A 16,889-nucleotide genomic window follows, 5' to 3' on the forward strand; every position below is an offset into this window, starting at 1 on the left:
CTTAGTTTTCTTCCAGTCCCAGTTCTGCGGCAACGGTGACGACGTCGTTCGGCACTTTGACGGGCTGGACATCGCTGCCGTCTTCGGTACGGAGGGCCCACTGCGGGTCCTTGAGTCCATGCCCCGTAACGGTGATGACGATGGTTTTGCCGGACGGAACTTCGCCTGCGGCGTGCTTCTTGATCAAGCCCGCAACACCGGCAGCGGAGCCGGGTTCGACGAAAACGCCTTCCTTGGCGGACAACCAGCGGTGGGCGGCCAGAATCTCATCATCGGTGACAGCCTCAATCAGTCCGCCCGATTCGTCACGGGCCGCAACTGCGGTCTCCCACGATGCCGGGTTACCGATGCGGATGGCGGTGGCGATCGTGTCTGGTTCAGTGATCGGGTGCCCCGCAACGAACGGCGCGGCTCCAGCGGCCTGGAAGCCCCACATGACCGGCGTCTTTGTGGATACAGCCGGAAGCGTTCCGTTGGCGGTCTCGAAAGGCGCGGAGTATTCCTTGTAGCCCTTCCAGTAGGCAGTGATATTGCCGGCATTGCCAACGGGCAGCACGTGGATGTCGGGGGCATCGCCCAGGCTGTCCACAACTTCAAAGGCCCCGGTCTTCTGGCCCTGGATGCGCGCCGGGTTCACGGAGTTCACCAGGAACACGGGATAGGCTTCCCCGAGTTTCCGGGCGATGTCCAAACAGTTGTCAAAGTTGCCGTCAACCTGGAGCAGGGTGGCACCATGGGCGATGGCCTGGCTCAGCTTGCCCATGGAGATCTTGCCTTCCGGTACCAGAACGGCACACTTGAGGCCGGCGGCAGTGGCATAGGCCGCTGCTGAAGCGGACGTGTTGCCTGTGGAGGCGCAAACCACAGCCTTGGCACCGGCCTCCACGGCTGCCGTCATGGCCATGGTCATGCCGCGGTCTTTGAACGAACCCGTGGGGTTCATGCCTTCGACCTTCAGGTATACCTCGGAGCCGGTGAGCTCGGAAAGCTTCTGCGCGTGGACGAGCGGCGTGCCGCCCTCGCCGAGGGTGATGACCTTGGTGGCTTCCGTTACAGGCAAACGATCAGCGTATTCGCGGATTACTCCGCGCCATTGGTGAGCCACTTAGACCCCTTCTACCCGCAGTACGGATGTTACAGAATTGATGACGTCCAGGCCTTTGACGGCCTCAACGGTTGCCGCAAGTGCAGCTTCGGACGCACGGTGCGTCACGATTTTCAGTTCGGCTGACTCAACGTTGGAGGAAGAGTCACGGTGGATCGTTTGGCGCATGGTTTCGATCGAAACGCCATTTTCGGCAAAGATGTGAGCAATCCGGGCCAGCACGCCGGCTTGGTCAGCGACATCGAGGCCGATGTAGTAGCTCGTGGTGGATGCATCGATGGCCAGGGCCGGGACGTGACCCGTGGTGGTTTCCGTGCGCCCGGGACCGCCGAGGACCAAGCGCCGCGCAGCGGAGACGAGGTCACCCAGCACGGCAGATGCGGTGGGGGTTCCGCCTGCGCCCTGGCCATAGAACATCAGTTCGCCGGCGTTCTCCGCCTCGATGAAGACGGCGTTGAAAGCGCCACGGACAGCGGCCAGCGGGTGTTCACGCGGCAGGAGGGTGGGGTGGACGCGCACGGAAATGCCGCCGCCGTTGTCCGATGAGTCGATCTTCTCAACAATTGCGAGCAGCTTGATCACAAAGCCGGCCTCCTTGGCGGAGGCGATGTCTGCTGCGCTGACCTTGGTGATGCCTTCGCAATAGACATCGTCCAGCGAGAAGCGCGTGTGGAAGGACAATGACGCAAGGATTGCTGCTTTGGCTGCAGCGTCGTGGCCTTCGACGTCGGCAGTGGGGTCCGCTTCCGCGTATCCCAGACGCTGGGCCTCGGCCAGGGCATCGGAGAACTGCGCACCAGTGGTGTCCATCTGGTCCAGGATGAAGTTTGTGGTGCCGTTGACGATGCCCAGCACGCGGGTGATGCGATCTCCGGACAGGCTGTCGCGGATGGGGCGCAGGATAGGGATGGCTCCGGCGACGGCGGCTTCGTAAGACAGCTGGACTCCGGCCTTGTCAGCCTCTTCGTACAGAGTGGGGCCATCCTGTGCAAGCAGGGCCTTGTTGCCGGTGACGACGCACGCGCCGTTTTGGATAGCCGTCAGGATCAGCGAACGGGCGGGCTCGATGCCGCCCATGAGTTCGATGACCAGGTCTGCTTCCTTGACCAAAGTATCGGCATCGGTGGTGAACAGTTCGCGCGGCAGTTCGACGTCACGCGGAGAGTCGATATTACGCACGGCGATGCCGGAAAGTTCCAGACGTGCACCGCTGCGGGCAGCGAGGGCCTCGGCGTCGTCAATCAGAATCCGCGCAACCTGGGCCCCAACGTTGCCACAGCCCAGCAGGGCCACCTTCAAGGTTCGCACTTCAGACATTCGCCACTCCCATGTCGCGGTTCAAGAGATCTTCTTCGGTTTCCCCGCGGACAATCAGCCGGGCGGCTCCGTCGCGTACAGCGACAACGCCAGGCCGGGCCAGGTAGTTGTAGTTGCTGGAGAGGGCCCAGCAGTAGGCGCCGGTACCCGGTACTGCGAGCAAATCACCGGCTGCCACATCCGCGGGCAGATATACATCTCTAACAACTATGTCGCCGCTCTCGCAATGTTTGCCCACTACTCGGGACAACTGCGGAGCCGCATCCGAGTCCCGGGACGCCAAAATTGCCGAATAATCCGCGTCGTAAAGCACCGGGCGGGCGTTGTCGCTCATTCCGCCGTCCACCGACACATAGCGCCGTGGATACGTAACGTTCTTTTGTACTTCTTCACCCTCAGGGGCGTCAACGCGGACGGTTTTGAGCGTGCCGACTTCGTACAGCGTGAAGGTTGTGCTGCCCACGATCGCCCGTCCGGGTTCAATGGAGATGCGCGGCGGCGTGATGTTCACCTCAGCACACTTGGAGCGTACGACGGCAGCCATGGCCTGCGCGATCTCTGCGGGCGGACGCGGAGTATCCACCGGCGTGTAGGCGATTCCGTAGCCTCCGCCCAGGTCCAGCTCGGGCATGACGATGGAGTACTTGGACTGCATGGCGGCAAGGAAGCCCAGGAGTTTCTCCGCTGCTACGGCAAAGCCGTCGGGCTCGAAGATCTGCGAGCCGATGTGGCAGTGAAGTCCCAGGAGCTCGACGCTGTCGTAGGAGGTTGCTGCAGCCACTGCTTCCTCGGCCGCGGACAGGCCCGCTTCCTCAGTGGAGTCCCCGGCCATGGAAAGGCCAAACTTCTGGTCCTCGTGTGCGGTGGCGATGAACTCGTGGGTGTGCGCGTGCACACCAGGAGTCAGGCGCAGCATGACCTTGGCAACCTCGCCGCGGCTGGAAGCTATCTTGGCCACCCGCTCCAGTTCATCGAGGCTGTCCACCACGATCCTGCCAAGCTTCATGTCCAGGGCGCGGTTGATCTCGGCGTAAGACTTGTTATTGCCGTGTAAGCCGAGGTTGGAGCCGTCGATTCCTGCGCGGGCGGCGACAGCGAGTTCGCCACCGGAACACGTATCCAGGCGCAGGCCCTCTTCTGCCACCCAACTGGCCACCGCGGTGCACAGGAAGGACTTGCCTGCATAGTAGACGTCCACTCCCCCGCAAATGTCAGCGAAGGCGGCGTCGAAGGCGTCCTTGAAGGCCCGGGCCCGGGCGCGGAAGTCCGATTCGCTCATGACAAACAGCGGAGTTCCGAACTGTTCCTTGAGCTCACTGACGGAGAGACCATCAACGGTGACCTCACCGGCGTCGTTCTTCTCAACGCCGGCAGCCCACATGGGCGCCTGCAGTGCGTTGAGGTCCCCGGGAACGGCCAACCACTCGGGAGCAAGCGGAGATGCGTGATCAGCAGCTTGGTTCATTGCCCTACATCCGTTCCGGCGCCGAAACGCCCAGCAGTTCGAGTCCATTGGCAAGCACCTGGCTGGTGGCGTCATTGAGCCACAGGCGGGTGCGGTTGACATCCAGAACGGGATCGTCGCCCTGCGGCGACACCCGGCAGGCGTCATACCAGCGGTGGTAGGCGCCGGCAATGACCTCAAGGTGGCGGGCCACGCGGTGCGGCTCGCGCAGTTCGGCGGCCTTGGCCACGATGGAAGGATAACTGCCCAGGTAGGACAGCAACTCGTTTTCCGTGGCGTGGTCCAGGAGAGAGGCGTCGAAGGCATCCACTCCATCAACCTGGCGCTCCACCCCGGCCTCGGCAGCGTTGCGTGCCGTGCCACGGGACCGGGCGTGGGCATACTGCACGTAGAACACCGGGTTCTCGTTGCTGTGCTTCTTCAGCAGTTCCGGATCCAGCGTCAGAGGCGAATCGGCCGGGAAACGGGCCAGGGAGTACCTGACGGCGTCCTTGCCAAGCCAGGAGATGAGGTCCTTGAGCTCAATGATGTTGCCGGCACGCTTGGACAACTTGGCACCGTTGACGGACACAAGTTGTCCGATCAGGACCTCGATGTTGACCTCGGGATCATCGCCCGCACAGGCCGCAATGGCCTTAAGGCGGTTGATGTACCCATGGTGGTCTGCGCCGAGCAGGTAGATCTTTTCGGTAAAGCCGCGGTCCTTCTTGGAGAGGTAGTACGCGGCGTCCGCAGCAAAATAGGTGGGTTCGCCATTGGCACGGATCATGACACGGTCTTTGTCGTCGCCGAAGTCTGTGGTGCGCAACCAAACAGCACCGCCGTCGTCGAACACGTGGCCTTGCTCGCGAAGGCGGGCGACGGCGGATTCGATGGCACCGGCGTCGTGCAGTTCCTTCTCCGAGAAGAAGACATCAAACTCCACCCCGAACTCCGCCAAGGTGGTCTTGATGTCCGCCATCTGGGCCTCGTACGCAGCGGCACGAATGACGGGCAAAGCTGCCTCGTCGGTCAGCTCGCGGATGCCGGGGTGCGCCTTGAGGACTTCGTCGCCAAGTTCACGGATGTATTCGCCCGGGTAACCACCCTCCGGAACGCCGCGGCCGTGAAGCCGGGAGAGGACGGAGTTGGCAAAGACGTTCATCTGCGAGCCGGCGTCGTTGATGTAATACTCGGCGGTGACGTCGGCACCGGAGGCGCGCAGGACCCGGGCAACCGCATCGCCCAAGGCCGCCCAGCGGGTGTGCCCGATGTGGAGCGGACCCGTGGGATTCGCCGAAACGAACTCCATATTCACCACGCGGCCCGCGAGCGCCTGGTTGGTGCCGTAACTGGTTCCGGCCTCAACAATGGCCTTGGCAAGGACACCGGCAGTGGCGGCATCCACAGTGATGTTGAGGAAGCCGGGACCGGCAATTTCCACGCCCGTGACACCGGGAATGCCCTGCAGATGGCTGCTGAGAATTCCCGCGAATTCGCGTGGATTCATGCCGGCCTGCTTGGAGAGCTGCAGGGCGATGTTGGTGGCCCAGTCTCCATGATCCCGGTTCTTAGGTCGCTCCACTCGCACGGAATCGGGCACAGCAGATTCCGTCAAGGTAATTTCGCCGGTAGAGACGGCGTCCTTAAGGCAGGCGGATATGGCAGCAGAGAGTTCTTCGGGAGTCACGCTTCTAGCCTACCGGGGGCCCGCAAAGTCGCGGAATTGAGGGTCCCGTATGTGGATACCGTGGACACAGACCAATCACAGGAATGGCTGTCGGAGGGCACAGACTGAACCATTACGCTGAATTCAACGTTGTGAACACGTAGGAGGTGGCCTCGGATCCGGAAACCCGTTGGTCATCCCGGTAAACGCAGCAACCCTGACGAAAATGACCATTGACGAATTTCTTGTCCAGTTGAAACGAGCAGAATCATGACTACGCCACTCCGCAAGAGCCTCTACGTTGGTTTCGCGGGCCTCTCCATCATCGGAACAGCCGCGGCATGCGCCCCCACCACCACAGCGCCCACAACCCAGACCCCGGCTACCCAGGATGGTGGTCAGGCCGCAACCGGCACCCCGACATCTGCAGCCACGTCATCATCTACGGCTGTCGCTTCAACAGGCGGGTCCACTTATAAGGACGGAACCTACAGCTCTGACGGCACGTACACCTCGCCCAATGGCCAGGAAACTGTGGGTGTTGAACTAACACTGGCGGCCGATAAGGTTTCTGCGGTCAACATCACGGTCCACCCTTCCAACCCCAATACCAAGAAGTTCCAGGGTGAATTCGCCGGTGGCATCGCCGCGCAGATTGTGGGCAAGGACATCGACGACCTCAACGTCTCCAAGGTGGCTGGCTCTTCGCTGACCTCCGGTGGCTTCAACGAAGCCGTGGAACAGATCAAGTCCAAGGCCAAGTAACGGCCATGCCGCACCCTGGCTGGAGGACCTTCAGTTTCGAAGGGATCGGTACGCAGTGGGAGATTTCGACGCCGGTCGAGATTGCTCCCGCAGTCCGGGGCGAATTGCATAAGACAGTTGCAGAGTACGACCAGACGTGGTCGCGGTTCAGGCCCGACTCTTTGGTCTCCGGAGTGTCCCGCGGACCAGGCCGGATAACGCTGCCGGAGCATGCCACCGCCCTCCAGGAGGTGTACTCCGCGCTGTATCGCCTCAGCGATGGCGCCATGACCCCGCTCATCGGCAGCAGCCTGGAGCGGCTGGGGTATGACTCCGCTTACACGCTTACTCCTGCCGGAAATCCCCTGGCCCCACCCCGGTGGGAAGACGTCCTTGACTGGAACGGCACGGAGCTGGCCGCACAAGCGCCGGTGGTCTTGGACGTGGGGGCCGCCGGCAAGGGCCAACTTGTAGACCTTCTGGGCGAAGTCCTGCACCAGAGCGGCCATGCCGATTTCCTGGTGGACGGAAGCGGCGACATGCTGCACGCCGGCAATCATCCGGTCACCGTTGCCCTGGAGCATCCCTATAACCCGCGGCAGGCCATAGGCACTGTGGTGCTGGACAACGCGGCCCTCTGCGCTTCGGCTTCCAACCGCCGTACATGGGGCGATGGTCTCCATCATGTCCTGGATGGGACCACTGGCACACCAATTGACACCACGGTGGCTACCTGGACCATTGCGGCGAGCGCCCTGGAAGCGGACGCACTGGCCACCGCATTGTTCATGCTTGAGCCTCCTCGGGTGGAGGAGGAATTTGAATTCTCCTGGCTTAAGGTGTCCTCCAGCGGTGCCGCCACGTTTTCGACCCGTTTTGAGGGGAGACTGTTCACATGATTGCCGCTAAGTCCCGAGTGGACACCTGGTTGGGCCGCTTCACCATGTACCGCTTGATTCTCTGGGTGTTGGGCGTGCTTGCGGCCTACAGCATGATCCTGAACATCCTGGGGTGGTTGACCTTCGGCCTGCCAGAGATGCTGGTTCATTTGGTTCTTTGCCTGGCCGTGACCTATGCGTCCAGCCGGCTGCTTGCCCTGCTCTTCGGGGTCAAACCCCATACGGAGTCCTCGCTGATCACCGGGCTGCTGCTGTACTTCCTGTTCTGGCCTGCCTTCGGAGTGATGGATATGGCGGGCGTTGCCTTGGCTTGCGTGCTGGCCAGCGTCTCCAAGTATGCCCTGGCCTTCCGAGGGCGCCATATTTTCAACCCGGCCGCGGTGGGCGCGTTCATCACGGGGCTGACCGGATTGAACATCGCCACATGGTGGGCGGCAACGCCTGCCATGCTCTGGATACTGGTTCCTGGAGTAGTGATGGTCCTTTACCGGACCCGGAAGATGCTGATGGCCACCGTTTTTTTGGTGGCTGCCACCAGCATCATCACGGTGGAGCTGCTGGGCCGCAATATGACGTTGGGCCAGGCCCTGTGGCAGTCCCTGGCGCAACGGCCGCTGCTGTTTTTCGTAGGCTTCATGCTCTCGGAGCCCCTCACGCTGCCGCCCCGTCGCTGGCAGCAGCTGGGACTGGCCGCCGTCGTGGGTGTTGTCTTCGCGGTGCCCTACAACTTCGGCTTCATTGCCAACTCCCCGGAACTGGCACTGTTGCTGGGCAACCTCATTGCCTTCTTCCTGGGACAGCGCGGTGGCGTCCATCTGACGTTCAAGGGTTCACGCCCCCTCACCTCTGACAGTACTGAATTCAGGTTCGAACCGCAGAGGCCGGTGCGTTTCGCAGCGGGGCAGTTCATGGAACTGAACCTTCCCCATGCAGGCTCTGACGGCAAAGGGCGTCGTCGCGTCTTCAGCATTACCAGCGCGCCCGGTGCGGAGGACATCACGTTCGGCGTGGGTACGGCCGAGCCCCTCTCCACAGCCAAGAAGGCACTGCTTGCGCTTCGACCCGGGGACAGCATTTCGGCAACAGCCGTGGGTGGGGACTTTGTCCTTCCGAACGACGCCGGGAAGCCAGTCCTGCTCATCGCCGCGGGAATCGGCATCACACCCTTCCTGTCGCAGCTGGCGGCCAAGGGCGCCGCACGCGACGCCGTGGTGCTTTACCTCGCGAAGAGCCGGGATGAGTTGGCCTGTGTGGAGCAACTGGAAGCGTCCGGTGCCAAGGTAATAGCCCGGCTCGCGGACGGGTCCGCTCCCCCGGACTTCATGCTCGACGCCGGCGCCACCCGGATCGAGGCCCCGCGCCTGAAGGAGCTGGTTCCGGACATTGGGGATCGGGAAGTGTTTGTCTCCGGTTCCCCGGCAAGCGTGGATTCGCTGCGTGCGGCAGCACGCGGTGCAGGAGCCCGCCGGGTCCATGTGGACTCGTTTGCGGGCTACTGATTGGCAGGGCCAGGGCCGGGCTCGCCGCGGTGGCGCCGGGTTTTCATTTGCGGCGCAGTGGCTGCTAAGCTCTAGGACGTCCCACCGGCAACGGAGGGAACCCTGGATGCCCTCGTAGCTCAGGGGATAGAGCGTCTGCCTCCGGAGCAGAAGGCCGTAGGTTCGAATCCTATCGAGGGCACATTGAATACCCCGCCAGCATTGCTGGCGGGGTATTTTTGTGTGCCGGATACTCACTATCAGTTCGGGGCTTGCCGGTCCTGAACCGCAATAATGTCCGCCCCTGCTCCTAGGCTGAATTCAGTTGGTCATACCGATAGCCAAAGGGGTTTGCCGTGATGTGCTCGATCGTTCCGCCGTACATGCTTCGCAAGATAGCCGCCCAAAACGAGCCCCGGCTGCGGGCCGTTGCCAGGGCAGCCAAAGAGTCACTGCTGCACATCAAAGACTTGCAAGCCATCCGCACAGCTCCCATCCCGCCTGCGCCACCCAGTGCCCGCCAGGCCAAGCCCGGCCCGCCGAAGCGGACCATTTATGATGCTGAGTCTTCAGAATCGCTGCCGGGACGTGTGATCCGAAAAGAAGGGGCGGCACCTGTTGGGGACGTGGCCGCCGACGAGGCCTATGACGGCCTCGGGAGCACGCATCGCCTGTATGGCGAGGTTTTCGGCAGGGACTCGATTGACGATGCCGGCCTCGTTCTGGATGCAACTGTCCATTACGGGAAGCTCTATGACAACGCCTTTTGGGATGGCTCCCAAATGGTTTTCGGCGATGGCGATGGGCAGATCTTCCAGCGCTTCACCAAGTCCCTCAGCGTCATCGGGCACGAACTCGCTCACGGGGTGACCCAATACACTGCCAACCTGGCCTACCGGAACCAGGCCGGTGCGCTGAACGAGTCCATGTCTGACGTGTTCGGCGTCCTTGTGGAGCAGTATCTGAAGAAGGATTCTGCGGAGCAAGCCAGTTGGCTCATCGGTGAGGGACTCTTCACCGACCAGGTCCAAGGCGCCGCCTTACGCTCCATGAAGGCTCCGGGCACTGCTTACGACGACGACGTCCTCGGCAAGGATCCCCAGCCGGACTCCATGGATACGTACGTGCGGACCAGTGCTGACAATGGCGGAGTGCATATCAACTCCGGAATCCCCAACAAGGCTTTCTATGTGGTGGCCACAGAACTTGGTGGCAATGCGTGGGAGGCGCCGGGCCAGATCTGGTACGGCACACTGACCAGCGGTAGCCTCCCCGCGACGTGCACGTTTGGAAAATTTGCCAAGACCACCGTGGCCACCGCCGAAGAACTCTTCGGTTCCGGTTCAGCGGAGCATGACGCCGTCCTGAAGGCGTGGGAGACTGTGAAGGTCAAGGTTTAGTCAGCTGGCAGGGCCGGACTGTTCGCTTCCGTCCCTGCCGTTGGCTGGCTACGGAGCAAAAGAACGAGAAGCAGCCGGTCATGAAGATCACGGTCCAACGCAGTGGGGGAATCGCAGCGATGACTCGCGTCTGGAGCGTGGACGCAGTGTCCCCCGATGACAAAGACCGATGGGTTCCCATCGTGGAGGCTTGCCCTTGGGATGAAGCCAAGAGCCAAGCCCGGTTAGCCAACGAGCCGGACCGGTTCATGTACTCCATCAGGGCGGGCCAACGCCGTGCCACGCTCCCGGACCGCGCCGTCACGGGCCCTTGGCAGGAACTGGTGGAATGCGCCAAAGCTGAAGGATCAGAATCACAAGGCCAGCTGGGTAGCCGCCGCTAAAGCCAAAGCGCTGCAGCTCGGGCTGGCAGCCACCCTGCAATGCCTGCAGCGAACGCTCCCCCGCAGCTGCCTCAGATGGCTTCTGCCAACTGCCCCCGGAAGGCCCGCCTGTAGCTTTGTGGGCTGGTATCCAGCACCTTGGTGAAGTGGTGGCGCAGCAGCACCGAATGGCCGAATCCTGCTTCCCTGGCAATTTCGTCGATGTTCAACTCAGTGGTTTCCAACAGTTCCTGCGCCCTCAGCACACGTTGCGAGTTCAGCCAAGCGGCTGGCGTCGCCCCGGTTTCCGCCCGGAATCGGCGTGCGAACGTTCTGGGAGACATGTGGAGCCGTGCCGCCAGATCGTTCACGCTGTGCTCTTCGTCGAGGTGCTCAACCATCCAGCGCAGCAACGCCTCCATGGGCGCTGAACCGCAGCGGGGCATGGGGCGGTCAATGAACTGGGCCTGGCCACCGTCGCGATGTGGCGGGACCACCATGTCGCGTGCGATCGCGGCAGCAACGTTCGCCCCCAACTCCTCACGGACCAGATGGAGGCAAGCGTCGATTCCGGCGGCCGTACCGGCACTGGTGATGATGGTCCCGTCCTGTACATAGAGGACGTTCTCATCCACGATCGCGGCAGGGTACCGGCTGGCCAGGTCCTGGGAATAGTGCCAGTGCGTGGTGCACCGACGTCCGTCGAGGAGACCTGCACGGGCCAGGGCGTAGGCACCGGAGCAGATGGACATCACCCATGCACCGCGCGCGTGCGCGGCCCGCAAGGCATCCATGACCGACTCAGGCACGTCCTGGTCATGCCCAAAGGGGGCCATGATGACAAGGTCCGCGTCGGCCGCTGCCTCGAGTCCCAGGTTCACGTGCAAGGACAGCCCGGACTTCATGCGAATATCGCCCGGTTCCGGGGCTACCACTCGGAAATCGAACGCCGGCACCCCGGCACCACGGTCCGATCGGTCGATGCCGAAGACTTCGAAAGCCGTGCCGAATTCGAAGATCGAGAAGTTGGGTACAACGATCACCGCCACTGATTTCAACATATCTCCAGTGTGGCAGAAAATCGTCCATATGGGGCATTTCTGCCACTGTTTCTTGATGCGCCACAGGAGCAGGCTTGAGACATGGAAATCTTCGGAATCATCCTCTTCATCGTCCTCATCACCGCCGTCGCAGCTACCATTTCTGCCCTGTTGAAGGATGGACGCGGACACAACCCGCCCATCAACTCCAAGGAACCCTGGAGCGCCTTCGACGCTCCGAGCAGCCCGTACTGGAACCCCCGCATCTACTAGGGGCATGCCAGCCCACTGCGAGGTCCACCACGCCACAACCAACCGACGCCCGCCCGTTCATGGAATTCTGCAGGATTTCTCGAACGGCGGGCGTCCCTGTGTCGTCCCATGCCAACCCAGGGTCCCTGCGGATGTCCCATGAGCTAGATTCACTTGCATGATCCAAACGTCTGCCCGGCTCCTCCAGTTGTTATCGCTATTGCAGGTGCGTCGGGAATGGACGGGCCCGGCACTCGCTGATCGAATGGGCGTGACCGAGCGGACCGTCCGCCGCGACATCGACAAACTGCGGAATCTGGGATATCCCATTCACGCATCACCGGGAATCGCGGGCGGCTATCAACTTGGTGCAGGTGCGCAGCTACCGCCACTGCTCCTCGATGACAATGAAGCCCTGGCGGTGGCCCTGGGATTGAACTCTGTGGCTGCCGGGCCCGTAGCCGGCATAGGCGAGGCTTCAGTCCGGGCGTTGGCGAAGCTGGAGCAGGTCCTGCCGTCCAGGCTGCGTCCCAAGTTCGCCATGCTGAAGGCCGCCGTCACTACCCTTCCGAGCAATGCAGGAACTGTTGATCCTCAACAGCTGACAGTCGTCTCCGCCGCGATATCGGACAGGCGGCAAATCTCATTCGAGTACGTCAAGTCCGACGGCGAATCAGCACGCAGGCTGGTGGAGCCCTACAGGTTGGTGGACACTGGCCGGCGCTGGTATCTGGTGGCGTGGGACGTTGAGCGGGAGGACTGGAGAACCTTCCGGGCGGACCGTCTTGCCTCGCTGCCATCGGAACGCAAGCGATACACTCCACGCCTCCTGCCCGCGGAGGACCTCGCCGCCTACGTGCAGCAGTCCATCACCCGCTCGCCGTACAGGTTCGACGTCGTGGTGCGGCTCCGCGCGCCCCTGGCCGAGGTGGCCGCCGTCGTGAATTCCCAGTACGCCACGCTGGCTGCTGATGGTGCGGCGAACACGATACTAAGGTCCGGTTGGGACAACCTGGCCGCCCCGGCGGCGTATCTGGCCGCACTGGACATGGACTTCGAGATCCTCGAGCCTGGTGAATTCAAGTCCTACGCCATGGAGCTTTCGCAGCGGCTGAGTGCTGCAGCCGGCACTGTGACGGACGCAGCGGACGCGGGACCCAAGCCACAGTAGACTGGCTGCAGCCATGACACTTCATATTTCCTACCCCGCAGAGCTGCCCGTCTCCGAGCGCCGCGAGGATCTGATGGCGGCCATCGCCGCAAACCAGGTAACCATCATTGCCGGCGAGACCGGCTCGGGTAAGACCACACAGATCCCCAAAATGTGCCTCGAACTTGGCCTTGGAGACAAGGGCCTGATCGGGCACACCCAGCCACGCCGGCTGGCGGCCCGTACTGTAGCCGAGCGAATCGCCTCTGAACTGGACGTGGAGATTGGCCAGGAAGTGGGTTTCCAGGTTCGGTTCACCGGCGAGGTCAGCGCGTCTACCAAGATCAAGCTGATGACGGACGGCATCCTCCTCGCGGAGATCCAGCGGGACAAACTGCTGCGGAAGTACAGCACCATCATCATCGACGAGGCTCATGAGCGCAGCCTCAACATCGATTTCATTCTGGGCTACCTCAAGCGCATCCTTCCCCAGCGCCCGGACCTCAAGGTCATCATCACCTCGGCCACCATCGATCCCCAACGTTTCGCCGAGCACTTCGGCAGCGAAGAGAACCCGGCACCGATCATCGAGGTCTCCGGACGGACGTATCCGGTGGAGATCCGGTACAGGCCCTTGTCCCAGCCGGCCGGCGGGGATGACGATACCTCAGACGACGAACTCGAAGAGGACCGCGATCCTCTGGACGCCGTGTGCGATGCAGTGGACGAGCTCGCCAAGGAAGCGCCCGGCGACATCCTCATCTTCTTCTCCGGTGAGCGCGAGATCCGGGATGCCGCAGAGGCGATCAACGGCCGCATCCAAACCAACAAGCGCCTTGCGGGAACGGAAGTCCTGCCCCTCTTCGCCCGTTTGAGCCTGCAGGAACAGCACAGGGTGTTCAACCCCGGCGGAAAACGTCGCATCATCCTGGCCACCAACGTGGCAGAGACGTCTCTGACCGTACCCGGCATCAAGTACGTGATCGACACCGGCACCGCCCGCATTTCCCGGTACTCACACCGGACCAAAGTCCAGCGGCTTCCCATTGAGCGCGTTTCCCAGGCCTCGGCCAACCAGCGCTCGGGCCGCTGTGGGCGCGTGTCCGAGGGCATTGCCATCCGCCTGTACTCCGAAGAGGACTTCGAGTCGCGTCCGCTGTTCACGGACCCGGAGATTCTCCGGACCAACCTCGCTGCCGTCATCCTGCAGATGACCGCCATGGGAGTGGCCCGCGGGCCCAAGGATGTAGAGAACTTTCCCTTCGTGGAACCACCGGACTCACGGGCCATCAACGACGGCGTCACCCTCCTGCGCGAACTCGGCGCCTTGACCACGCCCAAGTCCGGTGACGCGGCCGGCAGTGGTCGCAGCGGCAGTGGCCTGACCGCCGTCGGGCAGAAACTTGCCCAGCTGCCCGTGGACCCACGGCTGGGCCGGATGATCGTGGAGGCGGGCAAGCGTGGCTGTGTCCGCGAGGTCATGATCCTGGCGGCTGCCCTCACCATCCAGGACCCCCGGGAACGGCCAACAGACAAGCAACAGCTGGCCGCGGAAAAGCATGCACGTTTCCGCGATGAGCTCTCGGACTTCACCGGCTTCCTCAATCTGTGGAACTACCTCCAGGAAAAGCAGCGCGAGCTCTCCTCCACCCAGTTCCGCAAGCTGTGCCGGAATGAGTTCATCAATTACCTGCGTGTCCGTGAGTGGCAGGACCTCTTCACCCAGCTCCGTCAAATGGCCAAACCCCTCGGCATCGCGCTGGACAATAAACGGGAAGCAGATCCTGTAGGCAACTACGAGGGCATCCACATCAGCTTGCTCTCCGGATTACTGAGCCACATCGGCCTCTTGGATGAGCGCAAGCGTGAGTACGCCGGTGCCCGCGGTAGCCGATTCGCCATCTTCCCCGGTTCAGCGCTGTTCAAGAAATCGCCCACGTTCGTCATGGCGGCGGAACTGGTGGAAACAAGCCGCCTCTGGGCTCGAGTTGCCGCCAAGTTCGATCCCCTATGGGCCGAGCAAGTAGCGCCGGACCTGGTGAAGCGGTCCTACAGTGAACCGCATTGGTCTTCGCGGCAGGGCGCCGTCATGGCCCACGAGAAAGTGACGCTGTACGGCGTACCCATCATCCCCAACCGCCGCGTCAACTACGGGCGCGTCGATCCGGAGCTGTCACGCGAATTGTTCATCCGCCATGCCCTGGTGGAGGGCGAGTGGAAAACGCACCATAAATTCTTCCACCGGAACCGCGCCCTGCTCCAGGAGATCGAAGAACTCGAAACCCGCATGCGGCGCCGGGACATCCTGGTGGACGATCAGACGCTCTTCGAGTTCTACGACGCCCGGGTGGGCAAGGAAGTGGTCTCCGAGAGGCACTTTGACAAGTGGTGGAAGGACGCCCGGCAGTCAGACCCCGATCTCCTGGACTTCGATCAATCATTACTGATGAGCGAAGACGCCGAGTCACTGGATGACTCCGCCTATCCGAAGAGTTGGCTGCACAAGGGCTTCGAGCTTCCCTTGAGCTACGAGTTCCATCCCGTGGCGCCCGGCTCGGCCCCCAATCCCTCCGATGGCGTCACCGCTGAGGTTCCGGTGCTGTTCCTCAATCAGTTGGACGATGCCCCGTTCCGCTGGCAGATCCCCGGCCAGCGGGTAGAGCTGGTCACAGCCCTTATTAAGTCGTTGCCCAAGCAGGTGCGGAAGAACTTCGTGCCTGCCCCTGACGTTGCGAGGCAGGCAACTGCGGCGCTTGAAGCAGACTTCGATCCCGCCACTGACGAGCTCGAGCCCTCCTTGGAACTGGTTCTTCGCCGGCTCCGCGGCCACGTCATCCCACCCGGATCCTGGAACTGGGATGCCGTACCGCCGCACCTGCGGGTGAGCTTCAAGGTGGTGGACAGCAGGGGCAAGGTGTTTGACGAAGGAAAGGACCTTGCCGAACTCCAGGAAAAGCTGGCGCCGGCCACTCGTCGTGCCATCGCAGAATCACTCGGTGCCACACCCGCGACGACGTCACGCGCCAAGGGAGCCAAGGGAGCAGCGGCTTCTAGCGCGCCCAATGGCCGGACCCCGGCGTCCGGGGAAGCTCCCGCCGCGGAGGGGGTGCTTGCCGAACGAAGCGGTATCACAACGTGGGACTTCGGCACCGTGGAGCGTCAGGTGACCAGAACCGTCAAGGGTCACGCAGTCACGGGATTCCCTGCTGTCGTCGATGAAGGAAAGTCCGTTGCCTTCAGGGTTTTCCAGAGCCGGCCGGAACAGGAAGCCGCCATGCGTGGCGGTGTCATCAGGCTGCTCGCCTTGCGTATCCCCCCACCCGACCGTTACGTGCTGGAGCACCTCAGCAACACCGAGAAACTGACGTTCAGCCAGAATCCGCACGGGTCCGTGAGCGCACTCATCGCGGACTGCGCTCTGGCAGCAATCGACAAACTGGTCCCCCAGGATCTGCCATGGGACATGCAATCCTTCGATGCTTTGTATGAGGTTGTCCGGGCAGAACTGATCGACACCGTCTTCACGGTGACTGCGATAGTCGAACGCATCCTGGCCAGTACCCGGCGCATCCAGAAGCAGCTGAAGTCCAACGCCAGTCTGCATCTGATCAGCGCCCTCAATGACATGAAGAGTCAACTGGAGCAACTGGTGTTCCCGGGCTTTGTGGCACAGACGGGCTACGGTCAACTCAGCCAACTGCCTCGGTACCTTCAGGGGATCGAGAAGAGGCTGGAAAAACTTCCAGGGAACGTCCAACGTGACAGCCTGAATATGGCAGTCGTTCAGGCGTTGGAGGATGACTATGACGACGCCGTGTCCGCGCTGCTGCCCGGTCGCCGCGCCGGCGCTGAGTTAACCCGTGTGCGCTGGATGATCGAAGAACTGCGGGTCAGCCTGTTCGCCGTGGAGTTGGGCACCGCTTACTCCGTCTCAGAGAAGCGCATCCGCACTGTCCTGAACCAGGCGCTTGCCCCGGCCTAGCAGCCAGCACAGAAAAACCCGGCAGTGCTGATTCAGCACTGCCGGGT

General features: G+C 62.4%; 13 protein-coding genes and 1 tRNA gene. 9 read left to right on the forward strand and 5 right to left on the reverse strand.

The window, feature by feature from the left end; translation table 11 throughout:
• Position 1 precedes the first annotated feature (1 nt).
• Genes thrC through argS form a run of 4 tightly spaced genes read right to left on the reverse strand, consistent with a single transcriptional unit; the run spans position 2 to position 5,556 of the window.
• Positions 2–1,105: a threonine synthase gene (gene thrC, locus CQ020_RS03310; RefSeq protein ID WP_062066363.1), complete on the reverse strand. Its 1,104-nt coding sequence runs from the start codon at positions 1,103–1,105 to the stop codon at positions 2–4.
• A complete protein-coding gene (locus CQ020_RS03315) occupies positions 1,106–2,422 on the reverse strand; it encodes a homoserine dehydrogenase (RefSeq protein WP_105690538.1) in 1,317 nt (438 codons plus the stop codon).
• Positions 2,415–3,887, reverse strand: a complete 1,473-nt coding sequence (gene lysA / locus CQ020_RS03320) for a diaminopimelate decarboxylase (RefSeq protein WP_105690539.1) — start codon at positions 3,885–3,887, stop codon at positions 2,415–2,417. The genes CQ020_RS03315 and lysA overlap by 8 nt, the downstream gene beginning before the upstream one ends.
• A 4-nt stretch (positions 3,888–3,891) precedes the next feature.
• A complete protein-coding gene (gene argS / locus CQ020_RS03325; RefSeq protein ID WP_105690540.1) occupies positions 3,892–5,556 on the reverse strand; it encodes an arginine--tRNA ligase in 1,665 nt (554 codons plus the stop codon).
• A gap of 249 nt (positions 5,557–5,805) precedes the next feature.
• Here argS and CQ020_RS03330 point away from each other — a divergent pair, with 249 nt between their 5' ends.
• The 6 genes from CQ020_RS03330 to CQ020_RS03355 all read left to right on the forward strand — a co-directional run bounded on the left by CQ020_RS03330 (position 5,806) and on the right by CQ020_RS03355 (position 10,439).
• The gene (locus tag CQ020_RS03330) at positions 5,806–6,300 is read left to right on the forward strand and encodes a hypothetical protein (protein ID WP_105690541.1); all 495 of its coding nucleotides are present in this window, start codon (positions 5,806–5,808) and stop codon (positions 6,298–6,300) included.
• A gap of 5 nt (positions 6,301–6,305) precedes the next feature.
• Positions 6,306–7,178, forward strand: a complete 873-nt coding sequence (locus CQ020_RS03335) for an FAD:protein FMN transferase (protein ID WP_105690542.1) — start codon at positions 6,306–6,308, stop codon at positions 7,176–7,178.
• Positions 7,175–8,677, forward strand: coding sequence for an FAD-dependent oxidoreductase (locus CQ020_RS03340; RefSeq protein ID WP_105690543.1), 1,503 nt, complete (start codon positions 7,175–7,177; stop codon positions 8,675–8,677). The genes CQ020_RS03335 and CQ020_RS03340 overlap by 4 nt, the downstream gene beginning before the upstream one ends.
• 108 nt (positions 8,678–8,785) lie before the next feature.
• A tRNA-Arg gene (locus CQ020_RS03345) sits at positions 8,786–8,858 on the forward strand.
• A gap of 157 nt (positions 8,859–9,015) precedes the next feature.
• Positions 9,016–10,056, forward strand: a complete 1,041-nt coding sequence (locus CQ020_RS03350) for a M4 family metallopeptidase (protein WP_258141712.1) — start codon at positions 9,016–9,018, stop codon at positions 10,054–10,056.
• 80 nt (positions 10,057–10,136) lie between these two features.
• Entirely contained in the window at positions 10,137–10,439 is a 303-nt protein-coding gene (locus CQ020_RS03355; RefSeq protein WP_105690544.1) for a protealysin inhibitor emfourin, read from the forward strand.
• Between the two features lie 71 nt (positions 10,440–10,510).
• Here the strand turns inward: CQ020_RS03355 and CQ020_RS03360 are convergent, their stop codons facing one another.
• The gene (locus CQ020_RS03360; protein WP_105690545.1) at positions 10,511–11,479 is read right to left on the reverse strand and encodes a GlxA family transcriptional regulator; all 969 of its coding nucleotides are present in this window, start codon (positions 11,477–11,479) and stop codon (positions 10,511–10,513) included.
• Between the two features lie 81 nt (positions 11,480–11,560).
• Between CQ020_RS03360 and CQ020_RS24095 the strand changes: the two genes are divergently transcribed.
• The 3 genes from CQ020_RS24095 to hrpA all read left to right on the forward strand — a co-directional run bounded on the left by CQ020_RS24095 (position 11,561) and on the right by hrpA (position 16,842).
• Positions 11,561–11,731, forward strand: a complete 171-nt coding sequence (locus CQ020_RS24095) for a hypothetical protein (protein WP_175538583.1) — start codon at positions 11,561–11,563, stop codon at positions 11,729–11,731.
• Positions 11,732–11,888: 157 nt separating this feature from the next.
• Positions 11,889–12,881: a YafY family protein gene (locus CQ020_RS03365; protein ID WP_105690546.1), complete on the forward strand. Its 993-nt coding sequence runs from the start codon at positions 11,889–11,891 to the stop codon at positions 12,879–12,881.
• A gap of 13 nt (positions 12,882–12,894) precedes the next feature.
• A complete protein-coding gene (gene hrpA / locus CQ020_RS03370) occupies positions 12,895–16,842 on the forward strand; it encodes an ATP-dependent RNA helicase HrpA (protein WP_105690547.1) in 3,948 nt (1,315 codons plus the stop codon).
• Positions 16,843–16,889: the final 47 nt, after the last annotated feature.

This window comes from Arthrobacter sp. MYb23, from assembly GCF_002979775.1.
Taxonomy (GTDB): domain Bacteria; phylum Actinomycetota; class Actinomycetes; order Actinomycetales; family Micrococcaceae; genus Arthrobacter.